This is a genomic window from Pantoea sp. C1E2 (genome assembly GCF_056491465.1).
In genome coordinates, this window is record NZ_JBSZHT010000002.1 from 354322 (window position 1) to 375745 (window position 21424).

A 21424-nucleotide genomic window follows, 5' to 3' on the forward strand; every position below is an offset into this window, starting at 1 on the left:
GCAACGGGAGTTACCATGGCTACACGTTCCACCATCATGGACACCAACAGTTTTCGTGCTGAGCACGCCGACGGTCTGGATGCGGCAACCCGCCAGCTAACAGACAAGCGCAGCAAAGTGTTGGGCGAGTCATATCGCCTGTTTTATCGTAAGCCGGTGCATCTGGTGCGCGGTGAAGGGCAGTATCTGTGGGATGCCGCAGGTAACAAATATCTCGACGTGTACAACAACGTGGCCAGCATTGGTCACTGCCATCCCGCGGTGATTGAAGCGGTAAATCAGCAGATGAAGATGCTGAATACCCATACCCGTTATCTGCACGAACGTATTCTTGATTACACCGAAGAGCTGCTGGCAACCACGCCAGATGCCATCGATCGTGCCATGTATATGTGCACCGGCTCAGAGGCTAACGATTTGGCAATCCGCGTCGCGCGTGCCTATAGCGGCGGTACCGGGATTATTGTGTCGCAGGAGGCCTATCACGGCACCAGCGATCTGACGTCCGGCGTCTCTCCGGCACTGGGCAGCGGTCAGCCGTTGGCCGCCACTACGCGTTTGGTTTCACCGCCCGATGCTTATCGCGTCAATGCACCGGATCTCGGCGAATGGTTTGCCAACGAAATCCAGAAACAAATTGATGACATGAAAGCGCACGGCATCAAGTTTGCTGGCTTCCTCGCAGATTCAATCTTCTCTTCAGACGGTGTTTTGCCGAATCCACGCGGTTTCCTGCAGAAAGCGGTAGATGTGGTGCACGCCAACGGCGGTATCTTCATCGCTGATGAAGTGCAGCCTGGTTTTGGGCGTACCGGCGACGCGTTTTGGGGCTTTGCCCGTCACGGCGTGGTGCCGGATGTGGTGACCACCGGTAAACCCATGGGCAACGGCATTCCGGTTTCCGGCCTGCTGGCGAAGAGTGATGTGCTGGCGGCGTTTAGCGACGATATCCCTTACTTCAACACCTTTGGCGGTAACCCGGTCGCGATGGCGGCGGCGCAGGCGGTGTTGACGGTAATTAAAGAAGAGGGCTTGCAGGAGCACAGCCGCGTGGTGGGTGCCAAACTGCTCGCCGAGTTGCAGAAGCTGATGGATCGCCATGAAAGCATTGGTGATGTGCGCGGTGCGGGGCTGTTTATCGGCTTTGAGTTGGTGCAGGACCGCACCAGCAAAACGCCGGATAAAGCGCTGGCGCTGGATCTCACCGAGAAGCTCCGCGATCACCGCGTGCTGACGTCTGTGGCCGGGCCGTATGGCAACGTACTGAAACTGCGTCCGCCGTTGGCGTTCCAGGAGTCGGATATTGACTGGCTGGTGGGTGCGCTGGATAAGTCATTGACCGAGCTGGGTCGCTAAAAGGCTAAGGTTGCCCCAAAGCAGTATCAGGAAGATGAAGCGGGTCGCCATTACTGGCGACCCGGCAGATTTCTCGTAGGGTGTGCATTGATGCGCACCTGGAAAGGATTACGCGGCTGCCGTTTCCTCGGCAAAAATGCTTTCCATCTTGTGCCACGCCTGCGCCACATCATCATCCAGATTGAACAAACCCGACGTGCCAACGATAAACACATCCACACCAGAAGCGGCAATCTGCTTAAAGGTGCGGGCATTGCAGGAGCCATCAATCTCGGTCAGATAGTGATAACCGTGCTCTTCGCGCATGGCAATCAGCTGGCGAATCTTGTTCAGCGTTTCCGGAATAAATTTCTGCCCCGCAAAGCCTGGGTCCACCGACATCACCGTAACCTTATCCAGCAGATGTGCATATTCGCGAATGCTCTCGGCAGGTGTTGCTGGGTTTAATACCACGCCGCAACGACGTCCAGCCTCTTTAATCTCAGTGAGCAGGCGGAATATTTTGTTATTCGCGGTTTCTGGATGGAAGCTAATAATATCCGCCCCCGCTTCAATGCACATCGGAATAATATCTTCCGGATGATTGACCATTAAATGCACATCAATTGGCACATCGGTGATTTTACGCAGGTTCTCAATAAAGAACGGTGATAACGTAATGTTTTTTACGTAGCTGCCATCCATAATATCGACATGATAAAAAGCCGCTGTGCTATTCATCGCTTCGATCTGTTCACGAAAGCGTGTGAGATCCATACACATTAATGACGGTGAAAATTGAGCGTTCATGGATTATTTCCTCATTACATAAACAGCGCCCGCAGGCGCTGTGTTATGACATCAATGGAAGAACGAAATAATGTGGCCGAGCACGATGCCGACAATACCGAAGTCCGCATCGCCAAAGGTGGTCGAGGCAAAGCCCAGGTCGCCCATTAGCGGCAGCAGAATCGCGGGCAGGAAGGAGATCAGCAGCCCTTGTACGAATGAGCCGACCACCGCGCCGCGACGTCCGCCGGTGATATTGCCGTACACGCCAGCAGTGGCACCGCAGAAGAAGTGGGGCACCAGGCCAGGAACAATCACGCTCAGACCAAACAGCGGGCATAAGAACATGCTGATTAGACCGGCGGAGAAGCTGCACAGGAAGCCGATGATTACTGCATTCGGTGCGAACGGGAACACGGTTGGGCAGTCCAGCGCCGGTTTAGCGTTGGGCACTAACTTATCCGCGATGCCTTTGAATGCGGGTACGATCTCGGCAATCACCATACGCACACCGGCGAGGATGATATAGACGCCCGCCGCAAAGGTGATGGACTGAATAATGGCGAACACGATGAAGTTCTGACCGCCACTCACCTGGCTTTCGGTAAACTCTTTACCCGCCACCAACACCAGCGCGATAAACAGAATCATCATGGTCAGCGAAATCGCCACCGACGAGTCACGCAGGAAGTTGAGGGTTTTCGGGACCTTCAGCTCTTCGGTCGATGGGCTGCCTTTGCCCACCGCTTTACCGACCAGCGCGGACAGCAGATAACCGGTTGAGCCGAAGTGACCAAGGGCCAGATCGTCCGAATTGGTGATTTTACGCGTGAATGGCTGCAGAATCGCCGGGCACACCACCATCATGGTACCGAGAATCAGGGAGCCGATGAACACCAACCAGAAACCGTGTATGCCGCCCACTGACAAAATCACCGCCAGCATCGCCGACATATACAGCGTGTGGTGGCCGGTCAGGAAGATGTACTTGAGCGGGGTGATACGCGCCAGCAGAATGTTCACCAGCATACCGAACACCATGATCATCGCGGTTTCGGTACCGTAGCTTTTCTGCGCCAGCGCCGCCATCGCATCGGTATTCGGCACCACACCCTGAATATTGAATGAGTGCTCAAATAGCTGGCTGAAAATAGTCAGTGTCGCCGCAATTAAGTTGGCCCCGGCGATAAGAATCACAAAACCCATGATGGTTTTCAGCGTGCCTGAAATAACATCCGACACCGGTTTCTTTTGCAGTAATAAACCAATCAGGGAAAAAAGGCCGACAAGTATTGCGGGTGTTCCAAGAACATCCTTGATGATAAATTGCAGCATAATTACTCCATGTGAGTAAAATCGGGCTATTACAGATTTTCCGCCAGGATTTCTTTAATTTTGGCGTTATCTAATAAATTCGTCAGACCAAATACCTGCGCGCTGTGCCCGAATAACTGATCGGCAATATCTTTGGCGCTGATGATTAAATCAGCCTGCTCAGATTTCGCCGTGGTTAAATCGGTATGGCCCACTTCAGCCTCTTTACCTAATTCCGCTACAATTTTTTTTACGTTCATTTCCACAATAAAGCTGCTGCCTAAACCATTTCCACACACGATCAATACTTTTTTCATAATAGGGTTCTCTGGTGATTAATTTGAAATGACAGCTTCAATCGCTGGCAAGGTAGCAGCCGACAGCAATTGCTGCAGGCGGGATTCGTCGCTGAATACCTCTGCCAGCGCAGTGATCATCTGGATATGATCGTCGCCTGAGAGTGCACACAGCATGATGATGACGTAAACCGGATCGTTTTCATCCGCTTCAAAACTCACGCCTTTTTTCACGTGCAACAATGACAGACCATTTTTACGCGCACCCTGTTCTGGACGGGCATGCGGCATTGCCAGGCCGGGTGCCAGTACGTAGTAAGGCCCCAGTTCGGCATGCGACGTGAAGATGGCATCAAGATAGGCTGGGGTCATCGCGCCTTCAGCCAGCAGTGGCTCAGCGGAAAGACGCACCGCTTCCTGCCAGTCGCTAACCTGTTCTACGATGCGGATATGTTGCGGTGTCAGCCATTGAGTGAGCATCAGTAATTCCTGGTTATTCGTCGATGGAGTGCACTTTAGGTGATTTTCTCACCGCTTTTCTGTGATGCTTGTCGCAAAAGTTAGCGCTAACACGGATGTTGTTAAAAACTGTGTTATCGCTAACATTTTAGTGCAGCCCGTTTGTCATCGTTGCAAGCACCTGACATGCTCGGAGATTCTGAAAATCCTCAACCGGTGAAGCGTGCCCGAATCTGTGGTTATTAACGTGGCACGTTGGCGCATTTGGTTTTAAGCTGCGTGCGGGTATTTGTAGCGAGTCTTTTAGGAGAAGGCATGGCAGAGAAAAAACGGCGCGGTACCGGCAAAAGCACACTGGCCGATGTTGCCCGTTTGGTCGGTGTGAGCACCATGACGGCATCACGCGCGTTGCGCATGCCGGAGAAAGTCTCACCTGAAATCCGCGCCAAAATTGATGCGGCCGTCACCGAGCTGGCCTACGTGCCGAATATCCAGGCGCGCAATCTGGCGTCTGCATCGTCGAAGCTGATCACCATGGTGGTGCCTTCGTTCGCCACGCCGGGCAGCGCGATTGTGTCGGAAGCGCTGCAGGAGATTCTGCGTCCACAGGGCTACAACATGATGCTGGCGGAAGCTAATCACTCGGCGGCGGAAGAGAGCGAATTAATTGAGATGTTGCTCTCCTACAATCCGGCCGCCATGGTGCATTTCAATTTTGATAATGCTGCCGAAGCCCATCGGATGTTGAGTAACTCGGGCCTGCCGGTGATGGATATCGGCGGGGTGCATCAGGAATCAGCGGGGATTAGCATCGGCGTCGATTACGCCAAAGCGATTCGCCAACTGGTGCAGAGTTTGGTGGAACGCGGTTATCGCCATCTCGGCTTGCTGTGCACGCAAACCAACACCACGATTTTCCGCCAACTGCTGAATGGCTGGCATAGTGGCATGCTGGCATCGAATCAGGCGCCGCACCGCGTGGTGACCTCGCCCAAAATGCCCACCTTTGCTGCCGGACATAGCCTGCTGGCGGAGATCCGTCTCACCTGGCCGGAACTGGATGTGCTGATCTGTACCAGTGACGAAGTGGCCTGTGGTGCGATCATGGCTTGCCACGCCGCTGGCATCTCGATTCCAAGCCAGCTGGCGATTGCCAGCATCGGTGGCGGCCCACTAGCGGCGGTATGCTCACCGCCGCTGACCAGCGTTGTACTGCCCTATGAAGAAATGGGACGCATGGCGGGCAAGCGTTTACTCTCCGCTTTGAAGGGCGATGAGCCACCGGCTCTCAACGAACTGCCAGTGCAGCTCAAGCTGCGTGCTAGCACACACAAGATGTAAGCCTGCCGCCCAGCACACATAAGATGTCACTCTGCGTGCGGTGCTTTTCCCAGATTCATCAAATCCTTATCATTACTAAGGCATTGATAACCCTTTTACCGATCATGATTTTAACTATAATGATCCGACTGCTTACGCGGCACCCTGCTAAGGTGATGCTGCAAAACACTAAATGGAGAGGAAGAACATGAGTTATTCACTGCCATCCCTGCCTTACGCGTACGACGCACTGGAACCACACTTCGACAAGCAGACGATGGAAATCCATCACTCTAAACACCACCAGGCTTACGTTAACAACGCGAATGCAGCGCTGGAAGGTACCGAATTCGCTAATCTGCCGGTTGAAGAACTGATCGCTAAACTGGATCAGCTGCCAGCAGACAAAAAAGGTCCACTGCGTAACAACGCGGGCGGCCACGCTAACCACAGCTTCTTCTGGAAAGGCCTGAAACTGGGCACCAGCCTGCAAGGCGAACTGAAAGCCGCTATCGAAAAAGATTTCGGCAGCGTTGAAGCATTCCAGGCTGAGTTCGAGAAAGCCGCTACCACCCGTTTCGGTTCAGGCTGGGCGTGGCTGGTGAAAAAGGGCGACAAGCTGGCTGTGGTTTCAACCGCAAACCAGGATAGCCCACTGATGGGAGAAGCGATTTCTGGCGCATCCGGTGAGCCAATCATTGGTCTGGATGTGTGGGAACACGCTTACTACCTGAAGTATCAGAACAAACGTCCTGATTACATCAAAGCGTTCTGGAACGTGGTGAACTGGGACGAAGCGGCTGCACGTTTCGCTGCTGCTAAGTAAGTTCAGGCACTAACCAACACACTCAACCGGTGAACCTGTTTCACCGGTTTTTTCTTTACGAAATCTAAACACTTCTTAAACCACATCGATATTACCCCTGCTGACAATACCGTTACGGTCGTTATTAACCTGTCGTTGATAATTTGGGGCATACAGTAGCCGCAGTTGATCACACGAAAGTAAAATAATTATGTCTACTATCACTACCCCTGTGGCGAATAAAGATTCGTCGGCATCTCTGTTTTTGCCGTTAATTAGCGGGAAAGTCAGACCTGATAAGTTATGGAATAGCAGTATGTTCCGCTTTAAATTTGCTTTAAGGTCTTTAATATTTCCGGTTACGACGTTTAATTACCTTCACGAGTTAGCGAAACTGCCGTTTCTGCCGCAACTGCTGAAAATGCAGGGTTTGCTGCCGGCCAAACCGCATCGTCCCTACCTGCGCGCGGGCTTGAGCGTGGCGCAGCGTGCTCAGGCATTGCTTGACCATTATGTCACGATGGATCAATTGGATAACGTCAAACTACGCCAGCTGCTATTAAGCCCGACGTCGCAGCAGATTGCCGTTATGCAGGGAAAAAATGACGAAGCATTTGTCATTCATTGCTGCCCAGGACATTTCGACCGCGAAGGTGAAATAACCCTGACACTGCATTATCAAACCATGAATATTGCCTCGCTTTCATTTTCAATTATTCAGGAGCAGGGTAAGCGCACACTATTAATTGGTGGCTTACAGGGTCCGCGTAAACACATTACGAATGACGTGATCCGCGATGCAACCAAAGCCGCACATGGCGTATTCCCAAAACGTTTATTAATGGAAGCCGTATTTATTCTGGCGCAGCAGTGTGGCGTGCAAGCGATTAGCGCGGTGGGGGATACCACGCATGTTTTCCGCAGCCTGCGCTATCGTCACAGTAAGGGTGATAAATTCTTTGCCAGCTACAGCGAGTTCTGGCTGTCGCTAGGGGGAGAAGCCCGGGCCGACGAACTGTTTACGTTGCCGCTGCACATGGAAAGGAAAGCGCTGGAAGAGATCGCCAGTAAAAAACGTGCGGAGTATCGCCGTCGCTATGCATTGCTGGATGTGTTGAACACCCAGGTGCTGCAGGCGGCTGGAATTGAACCTGTGCAGGAAGAGAACGTAGAACGCGACGTGTCACACGCCGCGTAATCGGGTATCAGAACGGCTGCTTTGCGTAGCCGGTCATCACCTTCAGCCCCATCTCACGTCCGAGCGCGGTCATTGGATGCACCACCACCAGGCCGCGCACGCTTTTCTTGAATGCGCCCATGTTGGCTTGTTCTTTCTTGGTGATCTCACGGCTGAAGCCCAGCTTCTGCAGCTGTTGTGCTTCTTTGCTGAGCTTTTCTTCACGCACGCCACGCAGGCGCTCAATTTCCAGCACCAGCTTCTCTTTTTCACGCAGCAGCTCGCCAAGTTTTTCGGCATCGCCAGATTCCAGCAGCTGGGGTTCTTTGCGATTCAATGCGTCCAGTTGATCACTGAGCAGTTTGATCTCGGCTTTTTCTTGTTCTTTCATCAGGGGAAACTCGTTAAGGAAAACAGGCAAAGGATACATCAAAACGGGGCGATTTTGCAGCGGAGCGGATTTCTCACACCCTGCACGCTTAAACGGCAGGCTTCTTAAATGCCTGCTTATGCGAGATGCGCGATATCAGCTCGGTGAGCGATAACACCATGGTAGAGCGCACCATCTGCAGATAGCGTTGCTGTAGCATGCTGCGTAATGCCTCGTCGTCTCGGGTGAAGTCAGGTTGAGGCGGCCACGCCACCACACAGTGCAGCTCGCCAAACGGCCCTAAAATCTCATCGTCAGTGAAGCGGTAATCACTGGTGTCGTGGTTGAGTTCTTCACGCAGCGCCAGCAACAGCTCACAATCTTCATACTCATGACGATTAATCACGCCCAAACCGTAAATCAGTTTCAGGCGCACCGACAATTCGCCCAGTGGGCCATCACCCAGCAGCAGCGGTTCAACCGCATACTTCACGGCATAATCGTCTTTGCGGAAAACCTGCAATACCAGCAGGTTGACCGCTTCAGCCAATAGCTCAACGGCGGCGATCAGGAAGCTTCTCACCGATCGACCGGCGTTCAGGCGCTCAAGCACCCGGTTTTCAAAAGCTTGCTTCTCTTCCATTATTGCCTGCATCGTTCCACTACCGCCGACGGGCACGGTTGGCACCGCGCCCGAGTGAGCTATTAAAAGGCGCGCATTATGCCATAGCGTTGTAAGCACTCACCACTGAGGTGACCACTTCGCTATTGGCTTCCAGCCCAGAGATCTCGGCCAGCGTGGCCTGCGGACCTTTCTCTGCCAGTAATGTGGCCAACTCTTGCGCTTGAGGATCGGCTTCGCTGCGGTAGTGCATCGCGGCGGCAATGCCCTGCACCAGATTCGCGTGCGGCAGGTGGTACTCAAGCGTGCCGAGCGTTGGCTTGATCAGACGATCGCCCGCGCTGAGTTTGCGCAGCGGCTGGCGGCCAACGCGTTCCACATCATCTTTCAGATACGGATTTTCAAAGCGAGTGAGGATTTTCTGGATGTAGGCAGCGTGCTTGTCTGCATCAAAGTCATAACGCTTGATCAATACTGCGCCGCTCTCCTGCATCGCACCCTGCACCACGGCACGCACTTTCTCATCCAGAATCGCATCACGGATGGTGGCGTGGCCGGCTAGCTGGCCGAGATAAGCGGTGATGGCATGACCGGTGTTCAGCGTGAAGAGTTTGCGCTCTACAAACGCCATCAGATTGTCGGTGAGTTCCATGCCGGGAATGTTTGGCAATTCACCTTTGAACTGGGTTTTATCGACAATCCACTCGCTGAAGGTTTCAACGGTGACTTCCAGCGGATCGCTGCTGCCGGCTTCAGAAGGCGGCACGATGCGGTCAACGGCGGAGTCCACGAAGCCCACATGCTCTTCAACCCACGCGTGATACTGCTCTGGCAGTGCCTTCAGCACGTGCTGCTTCAACTGGCTGGTGCCGCGTACCATGTTTTCACAGGCGATAATATTCAGCGGACGGACATTACCGTTGTCGCTGCGTTTGGCCAGACCCTTCGCGACACCGCCTGCGATGCGTTCCAGAATCTGCGGACCAACCGCCGTGGTAACGATATCAACCTCAGCAATCAGCGTGACGATGTCGTCGCTGGTGCTGTTCACTGCGCTAACGCCAGTAACGATTTCGACTTTTGCCTGCTCGCCAACCACATGAACCGGATACTCATGACGGGCGTTAAGGGCATCCAGAACCACCTGATTCACATCCGCGAACACCAGTTCGATACCGGCATCAGCCAGCAACTTACCGATAAAACCGCGACCGATGTTACCTGCTCCAAAATGTAACGCTTTCATAAATTTGACCCATATCAAATGACGAAAGGGCGGGCAAATCCGCCCCGTATAAGTGGGACGGGCTTGCCCGCCCCAGGGAAGTTAAAACGCGCTGTTACGCTTTTGGCGACAACAGATCCAGCACATCCTGCACGCTGGTGGTGTTTGCCAGCTTCTCAATCACGCTGTCATCATCCAGCGCGTTGGTCAGGCTGGTGATCACCTGAATGTGTTCGTTATTGCGAGCTGCAATACCAATCACCAGGCGCGCCACGTCATCGGCTTCTTCACCAAACAACACGCCCGCTGGGTACTGGCAGAACACTACGCCGGTTTTCAGCACGCGGTCTTTGGCTTCCACGGTGCCGTGTGGCACAGCGATAGACTCACCGAGATAAGTCGGGGTCAGCTTTTCACGTTCCAGCATCGCTTCAACGTATTCTGGCTGAACATAACCGCCTTTCACCAGCTGCTCACCGGCAAAACGAATCGCCTGCTCTTTGTTGCTGGCGCTCAAGCCGAGGAATACGTTGTCCGCGCCCAGTTTGAACAGGTTCGAGCTGCCGTCATCGTAGCTGTCTGCCAGCGTGGTCTGCACGGTTTCACGATGTGCTTCGCTGCGGTTAGCGGCGATCAGACGTTCAGTCAGATTGCTGTACAGTGCGCTATCGAGGAAGTTGTTCAGTGAAATATGCTGAGCCTGTGGTGCCTGACGCATCGCACGCTCAGTAAGATCGCGGTGAGTTATCACCAAATCTACATCGCCCGGCAGTGAGTTAATCGCGCTGTTGGTCACTGAGATATTGCTCAGACCGGCATCCTGCACTTTCTTACGCAGCACACCTGCACCCATGGCGCTGGAACCCATACCGGCGTCACAGGCCACGATGATTTTACGCACGTGGCTGACATCAACGCTGTTTGCATCGGCGATGACCGGAGAACCGGCAACGGCCTGGCCTTTCGACTGTGCTTTCATATCACGCATACGCTGAGTGGCAGCTTCGATATCGTCATCTTCTTTCACTTTGCTGGTTTTCAGCAGGATAGAAGAGACCACGAAGGAGACCGCAAACGCCGCGATGATTGCCGCAATGTTGGCGAAGTACGCGCCTTTTGGCGTCATCGCCAGTACCGCGAGGATTGAACCCGGAGACGCTGGAGAGACCAGACCGCCGTTCAGTACGGTCAGGGTGAACACGCCTGTCATACCACCGAGGATCACCGCCAGCAGCAGGCGTGGCGCCATCAGCACGTACGGGAAGTAAATTTCGTGGATACCACCAAGGAAGTGGATGATTGCCGCACCGCCTGCAGACTGTTTGGCGCTACCGCGACCAAAAATCATATAGGCAACCAGCACACCCATACCTGGGCCTGGGTTCGCTTCAATCAGGAAGAAGATAGATTTACCGGCTTCGCTCGCCTGCTGGATACCCAGTGGAGAGAAGATACCGTGGTTGATGGCGTTATTGAGGAACAGGATTTTCGCCGGTTCAACAAAGATAGAGGTCAGTGGCAGCAGGTTGTTCTGCACCATCAGGTTTACGCCCGCCGCGAGGATGTGCGACAGACCTTCAACCAGTGGACCGATGCCGATAAACGCCAGCAGCGCCAGCAGCATACCGATGATACCGGCTGAGAAGTTGTTAACCAGCATCTCGAAGCCGCTTTTGATCTTGCCATCAACCATACGGTCAAAGGTTTTGATCGCCCAGCCACCCAACGGACCGGCAATCATCGCGCCGAGGAACATTGGCATATCCGCACCAACGATCACGCCCATGGTGGTGATTGCACCGACCACGCCGCCGCGATCGCCGCCTACCAGGCGTCCACCGGTGAAGCCGATCAACAATGGCAGCAGGTAAGTAATCATTGGGCCGACGAGTTTCGCCAGCGTTTCGTTTGGAATCCATCCGGTTGGGATGAACAGTGCTGTGATGATACCCCAGGCGATAAACGCACCGATATTTGGCATCACCATGTTACTCAGAAAACGACCAAAGCTCTGGACCTTGACCTTCGCTGATGAGGACATAAACCCACCCCTTATTGAGACGCGCTGCAATAAGAGCGCGGTTGTTTTTGTTAAGACTTTTATTGAGCCGTTCCGGCGCGGGCCGTGGCATCACTGTATGCACGCGGACTCTAGCACTAGTTTATTACGCTGCGTAGCATCCGGGGTAAGTGTGATGCAGATCACGCAAAATTGGGGTGGTCAGGGTGCTATAAGGTGATGAAGATCACATAAATAGGGTGTAAGAAAAGTACGAAGGCGAAATTTTAAGCAAAACAACGGGATAAATGTGACTTAAGTCACCTTTAAGGCCCTATGGTTTGTTTCATAAGTGTGATTAAGATCACAAACTATTTTTGGTCGAAAATGCGCCAGATCACACAATAGTGATACCGATAAGGACGTTGTAAGGAAGTGACGAAATATCTGAAAGATGAACTGAAGAGTTTGTCAGGAAAGGGGCGACCTTTTGGTCGCCTCTGAGTGCCTAAAAAGCGACGTTACAAACCACCCTGCACGGCATTTTGCGCCTGGGTCAGGGCTTGTGCATTGCTGGAAAGGTTGCTCATCAGGGTGTTGTACTGCGTGGCCTGATCCTGCGTCGGGAACTGGACGCCGCCATCGTTAAAGGTCACACGCGTGCCCTGCGACTGCAGATAATCGCCGGTTTGCACCGCCGCCTGGCTCAACGCCTGCAGCTGAGGCAGCAGCGGAATCAAAGTACCCGCTGGCTGTGTCACCACTTTGGCGTACACGCTGTCATACACTTTCTTCAGGTCATCTGGCTGCTTCAATGTGGCTTTACTGCTGTCGGCCTGCATTTTGGCGCTCTGAATCTGCTGCGACAACACACTCAAATTGCCGCTGGCCTGACGCAGACTGTCGCGACGGGTCAGGTAGTCTTGTGGCACGCGAATCGCGGCCAGTTCATCGACCACAGGGCGCATGCCTTGCTCAACCGCCTGATTGGCCTGCTGAGAGAAGCCGTACAGAATGGCGTAATCGCCCGCGTAGTTGCCAAAAGTCTGCTTCTGGTTTTCGCTCAGGCTTGGCAGATGCTCGCCGCTACGCATTGCGGTGTTCTGTAAAAAGTCGGAGAAAGCTTTACGCTGATCGCCTTCTTTGTCGCCACAGGCGGTAAGTTGCATCACAACCAGTGCACTGACCATAAGCATGCCGGTACGCATCCAGATGCGGGATAATCCTGACGCCATGTTGAACTCCTGTTATGGCTAAATTCGATTCGGTGGGAATGGTCCTAAAGGATAGTGCAATGGCCTGGCGTGTACAACGGGAGCGGATGACCTGGTGCGCATCAATGCACACCAAATCATAAACGGCAGCAAGAGAGTAAGGTCGCCAGGCGGAGCGACCCGGCAGATTAAAACACCAACGCTTGTCCATCCTTGCGACTTTCAGTGGCGGCAATATAGAAGCCCTGCGGATCGCGCACAATCGCCTGCGCACCGCCAAAGTTGTAGCTCTGCAGCGGGTCTTCCACCGTTATCTGGTGGCCCATCTCGCGCAGCTTCGCCAGCACATTACGGTCGATACCCGGTTCCACCACCACCGCGCGGCCTTGCTCCACGCGCCAGCGCGGTGCATCAATTGCCGCTTGCGGATTCTGCTTGTGCTGCATGATGCGCAGCGCCAGCTGCAGATGTCCCTGTGCCTGCATTGGGCCGCCCATCACGCCAAACGACATCAATGGCTGACCTGCCGCATCCAGCGCAAACGCCGGAATGATGGTGTGGAACGGACGTTTGCTGCCGGCCACCACGTTTGGATGTTGCGGATCGAGCGAGAAGCCGCAGCCGCGATTCTGCATGCTGATACCGGTGCCCGGCACCACCACGCCCGAACCAAAGCCCATATAGTTGGACTGAATAAAAGACACCATCATGCCGCTGGCATCGGCGGTAGAGAGATACACGGTGCCGCTCTGCTGCGGGGAGCCGAAGGTAAAATCACCGGCTTGATCGGGATTGATCAGCTGGGCGCGCTGTTTGAGATAGCTGTCACTCAGCAGCAACTCTGCCGGGAATTCCAGATGGTCGTAATCGGTGACATAACGATCCAGATCGACCAGCGCCAGCTTCATCGCTTCGAACGACAGATGTAGCCAGGGTACGGAATCCGGCGTGTAGCTGCCGATGTCCCACTGCTCCAGAATACCCAGTGCGATTAGGGTGGCGATGCCCTGACCGTTGGGTGGCAGCTCCTGCACCGAGCCGTCGGCAAACGGACGCGATAACAGATCTACCCAGTCGGCGCGGTGGTTGTTGAGATCGGCCATGCTCAGTGCCGCGCCGTGCTGCTCGGCAAACGCCACCATTTTCTCCGCCAGTTCGCCACGATAGAAGGCTTCTCCCTTCGTTTCGGCGATTTTCTGCAGCGTGGCGGCCTGCGCCGGGTTACGGAACAGTTCCCCGGCACGCGGCGGTTGGCCGTCCGGCGCAAAGCATTCGGTAAAGCCCGGCTGGGATTTCAGTTTGTTGTAGCCGCGCTGCCACAGATGGGCGATCAGTGGCGAAACCGGGAAGCCGTCACGGGCGTATTCGATGGCCGGCTGCGCCAGCGTGGTCAGCGGCAATGTGGCAAAGCGTTCCGCCAGTGTGATCCAGGCAGAAACCGCACCCGGCACGGTCACCGCTTCCCAACCGATCTCTGGCATGGCGCTCTGCCCGGCAAAGCGCTCTGCATTCCAGCTGGCAGGAGACCGGCCCGAGGCATTTAAACCGTGCAACTCTTTCCCATCCCAGATGATGGCAAACGCATCGCTGCCAATGCCGTTGCCGGTCGGTTCCAGTACGGTGAGCGCCATCGCAGTAGCAATTGCCGCATCTACCGCATTACCGCCCTGTTGCAGCATGCGCATCCCCGCCTGTGCGGCCAGCGGCTGTGACGTGGCAACCGCATTGCGACCCATCATTGGGGCGCGGTGCGAGGCATAACTAACGTTGAAATCCAAATCACTCATAACGGTTCCTTAATGTGAGTCATTGCGCGGATCAAGCGCGTCGCGCAGTCCGTCACCCAGCAGATTGAAGCCCTGCACAGTGAGAAAAATGGCCAACCCAGGGAAAATCGACATCCAGGGTGCCTGCTCCAGATAGCCTTTGGCGGTATTCAGCATCGCGCCCCAGGAAGGTGACGGCGGCTGCTGGCCGAGGCCGAGAAATGACAAGCTGGCTTCGGTGATAATCGCGGAGGCGATCGCCAGCGTGGCCTGCACCAGAATCGGTGACAGCACGTTGGGCAGCACATAACGCAGGATGATCCAGCGGTCCGGCAAGCCAATGGCGCGGGCACCCTCGATATACTCTTCATGGCGGATAGCAATCACCTGGCCGCGCGTTAGCCGGGCGAAAATCGGCATGGCGGATAACCCAATAGCAATCATCGCATTGGATAAGCTCGGGCCAAGAAACGCCCCCAAGGCGATAGCGAGGATCAGAAACGGGCAAGCGAGCAGCGCTTCGATAAAGCGCGAGATAATGCCATCGCACCAACCCTGCCAGTAACCGGCGATCAAGCCCAGCGGCACGCCAATCAAAATGGCAATCATCACCGAAATACAGCCCGCCAGCAGTGAGGTGCGGGCGCCCCAAATCAAACGCGACAGAATATCGCGGCCCAGCTCATCGGTGCCCAACCAGAACAGCGCGGAAGGGGCTTTGCGCACGGCAAGGAAATTCGCCTTGATCGGATCGGCTGGAGCCAGCCAGGGCGCCAGCAGCGCCACGGCAACAAACAGCAGCACGATCACCGCGCCGATCAGCGCACTCTTATTGCGCAGAAATTTCTTCAGCACCCGGCGGTTGGGCTTTGCGACCGCAGGCACTGCGCCTGCTGTTAACACCTCGCTCATGGTTAGCCTCGCATTTTCGGGTTGATTAACAGATAGAGCACATCCGCCAGCAGGTTCAGCAGCAGAAAGCCGATCGCCACTACCAGCACCACGCCCTGAACCACCGCGTAATCACGGTTAAACACCGCATCGACAATCATCTTGCCGAAGCCGGGCAGCGTGAAAACCTGCTCGGTTAACACCGCGCCGCCCAGCAGTTCACCAAACAGCAAGGTCGTGAGCGTGACGATCGGCATCAGTGCGTTACGGAAGGCGTGCTTCAGCACCACTTTCGGCGCCAGCAAACCTTTGGCGCGCGCGGTGCGGATGTAATCGGCCTTGAGCACACCGATCATTGACGCCCTTGTATGGCGCATCAGCGTGGCGGCCAGGCCGGTACCCAGCACCAACGCAGGCAGCAGCAGGGTTTTCAGGTTCTGCACCACATCTTCACTGATGGGCACAAAGCCCGATGCCGGCAGCCATTGCAGATGCACGGAAAACAGCAGGATCAGCAGAATGCCCAACCAAAAGTGCGGCACCGATATGCCGGACAGTGCGACAAAGTTGGTGGTGTGATCGACCCACGTATCTTTGCGCACCGCCGCGATAATGCCCATGCTGATGCCCGCGCCCAGTGCAATAATCATCGCCAGCAGCGACAATTCCAGCGTCACCGGCAGTTTGCTGGCTATCAGCGAGGTCACCGGCTCTTTGGTGCGCAGTGACATGCCCAAATCACCCTTCAGCGCATTGCCGATCCAAGAGAAATACTGCGTGGATATGGGATCATCCAGATGATATTCAGCCCGCAGCTGCGCGATGACCGCTGGATCGCGCTCCTCACCCGCCATCGCCAGCACCGGATCGCCCGGCAGCAGCTTTTGCAGCGCAAACACCATGATGCTCACCAGCAGCAGCGTGGGAATCGCCAGCAATAAGCGTTTAACAATCAGTTCCAGCATCATCGCTCCTCAGCGGTTTACTGCGCCATGCTCACACCCGCTAGGCGCACCAGACCATCAGGCCAGGCTTTAAAGCCCTGCAGTTTTTTCGTCATGCCAAAAATGCGTGGCTCGAAGTAGAGATAGGCAATCGGCATATCGGTTTGCAGTTGGTTCACCACCTTGGTGTACAGCGCCTGACGCTGCGCCTGATCGTTGGTGAGGCGTGCGGCGTTCAGCCACTCATCAACCTGGGCATTGCTGTAGCGACCGTCGTTGAGCGTGCCTTTACTGTTAATAAACGAATAGATGCTGCCATCGGGATCGGGACGGCCTGACCAGCCAGATAAGCTGAGCTGGTAATCGCCGCGCTGCTGACGGTCCAGCAAGCTGGCGAACTCACTCATCTGCAAGTTGAGGTTAATCCCCGCCTCGCTGACCATCGCCTGAATCACCTGGCCGACCTGCTGTGCCGTTGGGTTATTGGTGACCAGCAGCGTCAGATTGAGCGGTGTAGCCACGCCCGCCGCCTTCAGCAACGCTTTGGCTTTTTCCACATCTCGTGTGCTGATGGGTGTGTTGACGTGATAAGCGCTGACCGGTGAGAACGCCTGATTGGACGGGGTATACAAGCCTTCAAACGCCACCTGATTCAGCGCATCGCGATCAATCGCCAGCGAGAAGGCCTCACGTACGCGTGGATCTTTTAGCGGGCTGTTGGCGTCTACCTTGCCGTTATTGATGTTGAAGGTGATGCCCTGATAACCGAGACCGGTGACCTTGGACAGTGCCAGCTTGCTGTCGGCCTCCACGGTTTTCACATCGCTGGCCGCCACGCCTTCAGTCAGGTCGAGATCGCCTGCCCGCAGGTTGGCAAGACGTACTGAGGCATCCGGGATCGGCAGGAAAATCACTTTATCGAAGTGGTAAGCGCTTTTATTCCAGTAGTTTTCAAAGCGCGTCAGCACGATACGGTCCTGCTGCACGCGGCTGGCAAACTGATATGGACCGGAACAGACGGGATGGGTGGCGAAATCCGGTTTTTTGGCCGCTTCCGGGGCCAGCATCGCGCCGGCGCGGTCGGTTAACTGGCTGAGCAGCGCGGCATCCGGCGTTTTCAGATGCAACTTCACCTGCATCGGACCGCTCACTTCCACGCTTTCAACAGAGGAGATTTCGCTTTTCCGCAACGAGCCCGGCAACGTCAGCGCACGCTCGATATTAAATTTCACCGCGTTGGCATCAAACTTCTCACCATCCTGGAAGGTCACGCCATCGCGCAGGTTCATGGTCAGGGTTTTGCCGTCATCGCTCCATGTCCAATCGGTTGCCAGGCCGGGTACCACTTTCAGATTCTCATCCACATCCACCAGACGGTCGCACATGGCGGCAAACACAAAGCGACCGTAATAGGTGCGCGCCAGATGCGGATCGAGCATGTCCGGATCGGCACCCAGCCCGATACGAATCACGCTTTCCGCCTGACTGTGTGTACTGGCACCGAGCAAGAGCAGGCCGCTTAAGGCCGTGAGTAAGGGTAAACGAGCTTTCTTCACAGGCGAATCTCCAGAGGGTTAGGCTTGTTGCTTGACCGCCTGCTCAAACAGCGCGCGGCGACGTAAAAAGGCGGCAGAAGGCGGTGCTATCACGATGACGCTGCGATCGCGGTTAATCTCCTGCCAGCGATGACAGGCAATCTGGCGGCCACCGCTCAGCACCTGGTTAATCGGTTCAAACTGACGGCAATCTGCTGTCGCCCATGGGCAGCGGGTGTGAAAACGACAGCCGGTGGGCGGATTGGCAGGATTGGGCAGATCGCCCTGCAGCATCGGAACCTGGCGGTTGGCCCCTGGCTGCATCTGCGGCGCAGAAGCGATCAGCGCCTGGGTGTAGGGGTGCAGCGGTGCGTCAAAAATCTCATCGACCGTGGCGACTTCCACGATCTGACCGAGATACATCACCGCCACGCGATCGCTCATATGGCGAATCACCGCCAGACCGTGCGCCACGATGATCATCGTCAGGCCAAACTGCTGTTTCAGGCTCTCCAGTAAGTTCACCACCTGCGCCTGCACGGAAACGTCCAGGGCGGAAACCGGCTCATCGCCCAGCAGCAGTTTGGGTTGAGAGGCGAGGGCACGAGCAATACCAATACGTTGACGTTGACCGCCGGAAAACTCATGCGGATAACGCTCGGCCCAGGCTGCCGGTAAACCCACGGTGCGCAGCAGATCCGCCACGCGATCGTGGCGTGCTTCCCGACTCATTTTGTCGTGCAGCCACAGCGGCTCGCCGACAATCTGTTGCACCGTCATGCGCGGATTCAATGAGGCAAAGGGGTCCTGAAAGATGATTTGCAGTTCGCGGCGCAGTTGATTCAGGCGTGCGCCGCTGGCATCGGTAATACTTTCGCCCTGATAAAACACGTCTCCGGCACTGGCCGCCAGCAGGCGTAGCAGCAAACGGCCGAGGGTCGATTTACCCGACCCCGATTCGCCAACAATCGCCAGCGTTTCGCCCGGCATCACCTGTAACGACACGCGATCGACTGCGGTGACGCCGCGATTGCGCTTAAACAGGCGGTTGGGCCCGGCAAAGGTTTTGCTTAAATCGCGGCACTCTAAAATCGGTTTCATGCGATCTCTCCCTGCGTGACATGCTGTTCCAGCGGCGCGCGGAAACAGGCGACCTGATGATCGGTAGCCAGCGCACGCAGCGCTGGGCGGTTGTGCTGACAGCGGAGTTCGGCAAAGGGGCAACGGTTGGCAAAACGACAACCTGCGGGCATGTTTTCCGGTAGCGGAACCTGGCCAGGAATGGTGGCCAGCGCGCCGCTGCGCGCGCTCAGGCTGGGAATCGAACCCATCAAGCCAATGGTGTACGGATGCTGGGGATCGTTAAAAATCGCTTCCACGCTGCCAGTTTCCACCACCTGACCGGCGTACATCACTGCCACGCGCTGCGCGACTTCCGCCACCACGCCCAGGTCATGAGTAATCATTAATACAGCGGTGCCGGTTTCCTGCTTCAGGGTATTCAGCAGCGCCAGAATCTGTGCCTGAATGGTGACGTCGAGTGCGGTGGTTGGCTCATCGGCGATCAGAAGTTTTGGATTGTTAATCAATGCCATGGCGATCATCACACGCTGACGCATGCCGCCAGAAAGCTGATGAGGATAGGCTTTGAGCCGCATTTCTGGTGCGGGAATCTGCACTTTTTGCAGGATGGTCAGCGCGGCTTCCATCGCCGTGCGGCGATTGACGTGGCGATGGCGCATCACCGCTTCACTGAGCTGGTCGCCGAGCGTGAAAGCCGGATTGAGCGAGGTCATCGGCTCCTGGAAAATCATCGCCAGCTGATTGCCGCGCAGGCTGGCGTAGTCGTTGGCACTGAGATCGCGCAGGCTGCGTCCGTCGAACTGCATTTCGCCCTGTAAAATCTCCGCACTGGCGGGTTGCAGGCCCATCAGGGTGAGTGAGGTAATACTTTTGCCGCAGCCCGATTCTCCAACCAGCGCCAGCGTTTCACCTGCGTGCAGCGTCAGAGAGATATCGTCCAGCACCGTGACGGGTGAACCGCGAAACTGCACACGCAGATTGCGAACGGCAAGCACCGGGTGATCGTTCATGGCGTCTCCTCTTGATGGCGGTACAGCGCTTCGAGCAGCGCCTGTTGCAGCGCCAGTAAGTGTTCGCGCATCGCGGCAGCGGCTTCATGCGGCTGGCGTTGCGCGATGTGATTCACCAGGCGCTGATGATGGTCGTCGTAATTGTTGAGGCGAGCGGGGGTGCGTGCCTGTACGCGCAGATGCTGCCAACCAGGATCGCGGCGCACTGCATCCACGGCGTCGAACAGGCCCAGCATCAAGCGATTACCGGCTGCTTCCGCGATAGCGCGATGAAAGGCGCTGTCCCACAGTTCGTGCTGGTCGCCATCCTCCGGTGCCGTAATGCCATTCATGCGCTCCAGCAGGCGCTTCATCAGCGCAATCTGCTCTTTACTGGCGCGCAGGGCAGCCAGGCGTGCCAGCCCTGGCTCCAGCTGCAAGCGCGCTTCCATCACTTCCAGCAGGTTCGACTGCTGCGGCAGATCGTGCAGCGCTAGCGGCTGTACCGGTGCGGCGGGGCCGACAAAGGTGCCTTTGCCCTGTTTACGCCAGATGCGGCCCTCCTCTTCCAGCACATCAAGCGCACGGCGAATCTCCCGGCGTCCAACGCCGAAACGCTCCGCCAGTTCACGTTCTGTGGGCAGCGCGCGATCGGGCTGCTGCTCCCGTTGCTGGATCAGTTGACGCAATTGCTCCAGAGCAGAACTGGAGTTGCGGGCGCTATCTGACGTGTGACTCATGATTGGTTCGCCTGTTTAAGCATCAGTAAAAGATCGGTAATCCCGGATTAACCAGCACTTTTACTGATGAAAGGCTGAGCAATCGGCTTTATCAGCTTAGGCAAGAAGCGAACCAATATTGGATTGGTTCAAAGATGACAGGCACATGACAGAAATAACCCTTTGAACAGTAAGTAAAAGTTTTTTCGGGCTTCGTTTAAAACTGCGAGGTGCATCAATATTCTCGCGGGGACGTACGCTTCATGTTGGTGCGCCCACGCTGCATGACTGTGCACCAGGCGAGCCGTTCGAGCTGGAAATTACGTGAATAATGATATTTTTCAATGGATTGAAACATTGGCACTTTTTTTGAATGTGTTTATGCAGATGCAGGAGCGATAGCGGGCAACCGACGTCGCCAGACAATTTGCAATGGGTCACTAGGGTTCCGGTCGAAAGATGCTGGTCCGAGAGTGACCGACCGTCCTCTGACGGTTACACGGCGGGACAAAAGCCCGGGAGGAAAGCGAGATCGTTGCTCGCCGCCTCCTGCTTTTTTTCGCCCGTTAACG

20 protein-coding genes and 1 riboswitch are annotated in these 21424 nt (G+C 55.5%); of the genes, 4 read left to right on the plus strand and 16 right to left on the minus strand.

Annotation, left to right across the window (positions count from 1 at the left end; all coding sequences use genetic code 11):
- Nucleotides 1–15 precede the first annotated feature (15 nt).
- Nucleotides 16–1356, plus strand: a complete 1341-nt coding sequence (locus ACXI0A_RS01935; protein WP_476150599.1) for an aminotransferase class III-fold pyridoxal phosphate-dependent enzyme — start codon at nucleotides 16–18, stop codon at nucleotides 1354–1356.
- 108 nt (nucleotides 1357–1464) lie between these two features.
- Here ACXI0A_RS01935 and alsE read toward each other — a convergent pair whose 3' ends face one another.
- The 4 genes from alsE to ACXI0A_RS01955 are packed head-to-tail and all read right to left on the minus strand — an operon-like array spanning nucleotide 1465 to nucleotide 4214.
- Entirely contained in the window at nucleotides 1465–2145 is a 681-nt protein-coding gene (alsE, locus tag ACXI0A_RS01940; RefSeq protein ID WP_476150598.1) for a D-allulose 6-phosphate 3-epimerase, read from the minus strand.
- A 51-nt stretch (nucleotides 2146–2196) separates the two neighbouring features.
- The gene (locus ACXI0A_RS01945) at nucleotides 2197–3459 is read right to left on the minus strand and encodes a PTS ascorbate transporter subunit IIC (protein ID WP_476150597.1); all 1263 of its coding nucleotides are present in this window, start codon (nucleotides 3457–3459) and stop codon (nucleotides 2197–2199) included.
- 29 nt (nucleotides 3460–3488) lie between these two features.
- Nucleotides 3489–3755, minus strand: a complete 267-nt coding sequence (locus tag ACXI0A_RS01950) for a PTS sugar transporter subunit IIB (RefSeq protein WP_476150596.1) — start codon at nucleotides 3753–3755, stop codon at nucleotides 3489–3491.
- A gap of 18 nt (nucleotides 3756–3773) precedes the next feature.
- Entirely contained in the window at nucleotides 3774–4214 is a 441-nt protein-coding gene (locus ACXI0A_RS01955; RefSeq protein WP_476150595.1) for a PTS sugar transporter subunit IIA, read from the minus strand.
- Between the two features lie 294 nt (nucleotides 4215–4508).
- Between ACXI0A_RS01955 and ACXI0A_RS01960 the strand changes: the two genes are divergently transcribed.
- From ACXI0A_RS01960 to ACXI0A_RS01970, 3 genes are all read left to right on the plus strand, one after another.
- A complete protein-coding gene (locus tag ACXI0A_RS01960) occupies nucleotides 4509–5534 on the plus strand; it encodes a substrate-binding domain-containing protein (protein WP_476150594.1) in 1026 nt (341 codons plus the stop codon).
- 187 nt (nucleotides 5535–5721) lie between these two features.
- Complete coding sequence (gene sodA, locus ACXI0A_RS01965; protein WP_034827730.1) at nucleotides 5722–6339, plus strand: superoxide dismutase [Mn]; 618 nt, start codon at nucleotides 5722–5724, stop codon at nucleotides 6337–6339.
- 190 nt (nucleotides 6340–6529) lie between these two features.
- Nucleotides 6530–7516, plus strand: coding sequence for a DUF535 family protein (locus ACXI0A_RS01970; RefSeq protein ID WP_476150593.1), 987 nt, complete (start codon nucleotides 6530–6532; stop codon nucleotides 7514–7516).
- Nucleotides 7517–7523: 7 nt separating this feature from the next.
- On the opposite strand, the gene ACXI0A_RS01975 is transcribed toward ACXI0A_RS01970, so the two are convergent.
- The 12 genes from ACXI0A_RS01975 to ACXI0A_RS02030 all read right to left on the minus strand — a co-directional run bounded on the left by ACXI0A_RS01975 (nucleotide 7524) and on the right by ACXI0A_RS02030 (nucleotide 20873).
- On the minus strand, nucleotides 7524–7886 hold the full coding sequence (locus ACXI0A_RS01975; RefSeq protein ID WP_224933724.1) for a YibL family ribosome-associated protein: 363 nt from the start codon (nucleotides 7884–7886) through the stop codon (nucleotides 7524–7526).
- Between the two features lie 88 nt (nucleotides 7887–7974).
- Complete coding sequence (locus ACXI0A_RS01980; protein WP_100701530.1) at nucleotides 7975–8508, minus strand: MltR family transcriptional regulator; 534 nt, start codon at nucleotides 8506–8508, stop codon at nucleotides 7975–7977.
- A gap of 76 nt (nucleotides 8509–8584) precedes the next feature.
- Nucleotides 8585–9733, minus strand: coding sequence for a mannitol-1-phosphate 5-dehydrogenase (mtlD, locus tag ACXI0A_RS01985; RefSeq protein WP_476150592.1), 1149 nt, complete (start codon nucleotides 9731–9733; stop codon nucleotides 8585–8587).
- Between the two features lie 94 nt (nucleotides 9734–9827).
- A complete protein-coding gene (locus ACXI0A_RS01990; RefSeq protein ID WP_224933726.1) occupies nucleotides 9828–11753 on the minus strand; it encodes a PTS mannitol transporter subunit IICBA in 1926 nt (641 codons plus the stop codon).
- A gap of 479 nt (nucleotides 11754–12232) precedes the next feature.
- Complete coding sequence (locus ACXI0A_RS01995) at nucleotides 12233–12946, minus strand: DUF3053 domain-containing protein (protein WP_224933727.1); 714 nt, start codon at nucleotides 12944–12946, stop codon at nucleotides 12233–12235.
- 167 nt (nucleotides 12947–13113) lie between these two features.
- Nucleotides 13114–14712, minus strand: a complete 1599-nt coding sequence (locus ACXI0A_RS02000; RefSeq protein WP_476150591.1) for a gamma-glutamyltransferase — start codon at nucleotides 14710–14712, stop codon at nucleotides 13114–13116.
- A 9-nt stretch (nucleotides 14713–14721) separates the two neighbouring features.
- On the minus strand, nucleotides 14722–15603 hold the full coding sequence (locus tag ACXI0A_RS02005) for an ABC transporter permease subunit (protein WP_476150590.1): 882 nt from the start codon (nucleotides 15601–15603) through the stop codon (nucleotides 14722–14724).
- Between the two features lie 2 nt (nucleotides 15604–15605).
- A complete protein-coding gene (locus ACXI0A_RS02010) occupies nucleotides 15606–16547 on the minus strand; it encodes an ABC transporter permease subunit (protein ID WP_476151173.1) in 942 nt (313 codons plus the stop codon).
- A gap of 17 nt (nucleotides 16548–16564) precedes the next feature.
- On the minus strand, nucleotides 16565–18082 hold the full coding sequence (locus ACXI0A_RS02015) for an ABC transporter substrate-binding protein (protein ID WP_476150589.1): 1518 nt from the start codon (nucleotides 18080–18082) through the stop codon (nucleotides 16565–16567).
- An 18-nt stretch (nucleotides 18083–18100) separates the two neighbouring features.
- A complete protein-coding gene (locus ACXI0A_RS02020) occupies nucleotides 18101–19162 on the minus strand; it encodes an oligopeptide/dipeptide ABC transporter ATP-binding protein (protein WP_476150588.1) in 1062 nt (353 codons plus the stop codon).
- Complete coding sequence (locus tag ACXI0A_RS02025; RefSeq protein ID WP_476150587.1) at nucleotides 19159–20154, minus strand: oligopeptide/dipeptide ABC transporter ATP-binding protein; 996 nt, start codon at nucleotides 20152–20154, stop codon at nucleotides 19159–19161. Before ACXI0A_RS02025 ends, ACXI0A_RS02020 begins: the two co-directional genes overlap by 4 nt.
- Nucleotides 20151–20873 carry an FCD domain-containing protein gene (locus ACXI0A_RS02030; protein WP_476150586.1) on the minus strand — a complete coding sequence of 241 codons (723 nt, stop codon included), beginning with the start codon at nucleotides 20871–20873 and terminating at the stop codon, nucleotides 20151–20153. The genes ACXI0A_RS02025 and ACXI0A_RS02030 overlap by 4 nt, the downstream gene beginning before the upstream one ends.
- Before the next feature lie 408 nt (nucleotides 20874–21281).
- Nucleotides 21282–21376: riboswitch (guanidine-I (ykkC/yxkD leader) on the plus strand.
- Nucleotides 21377–21424: the final 48 nt, after the last annotated feature.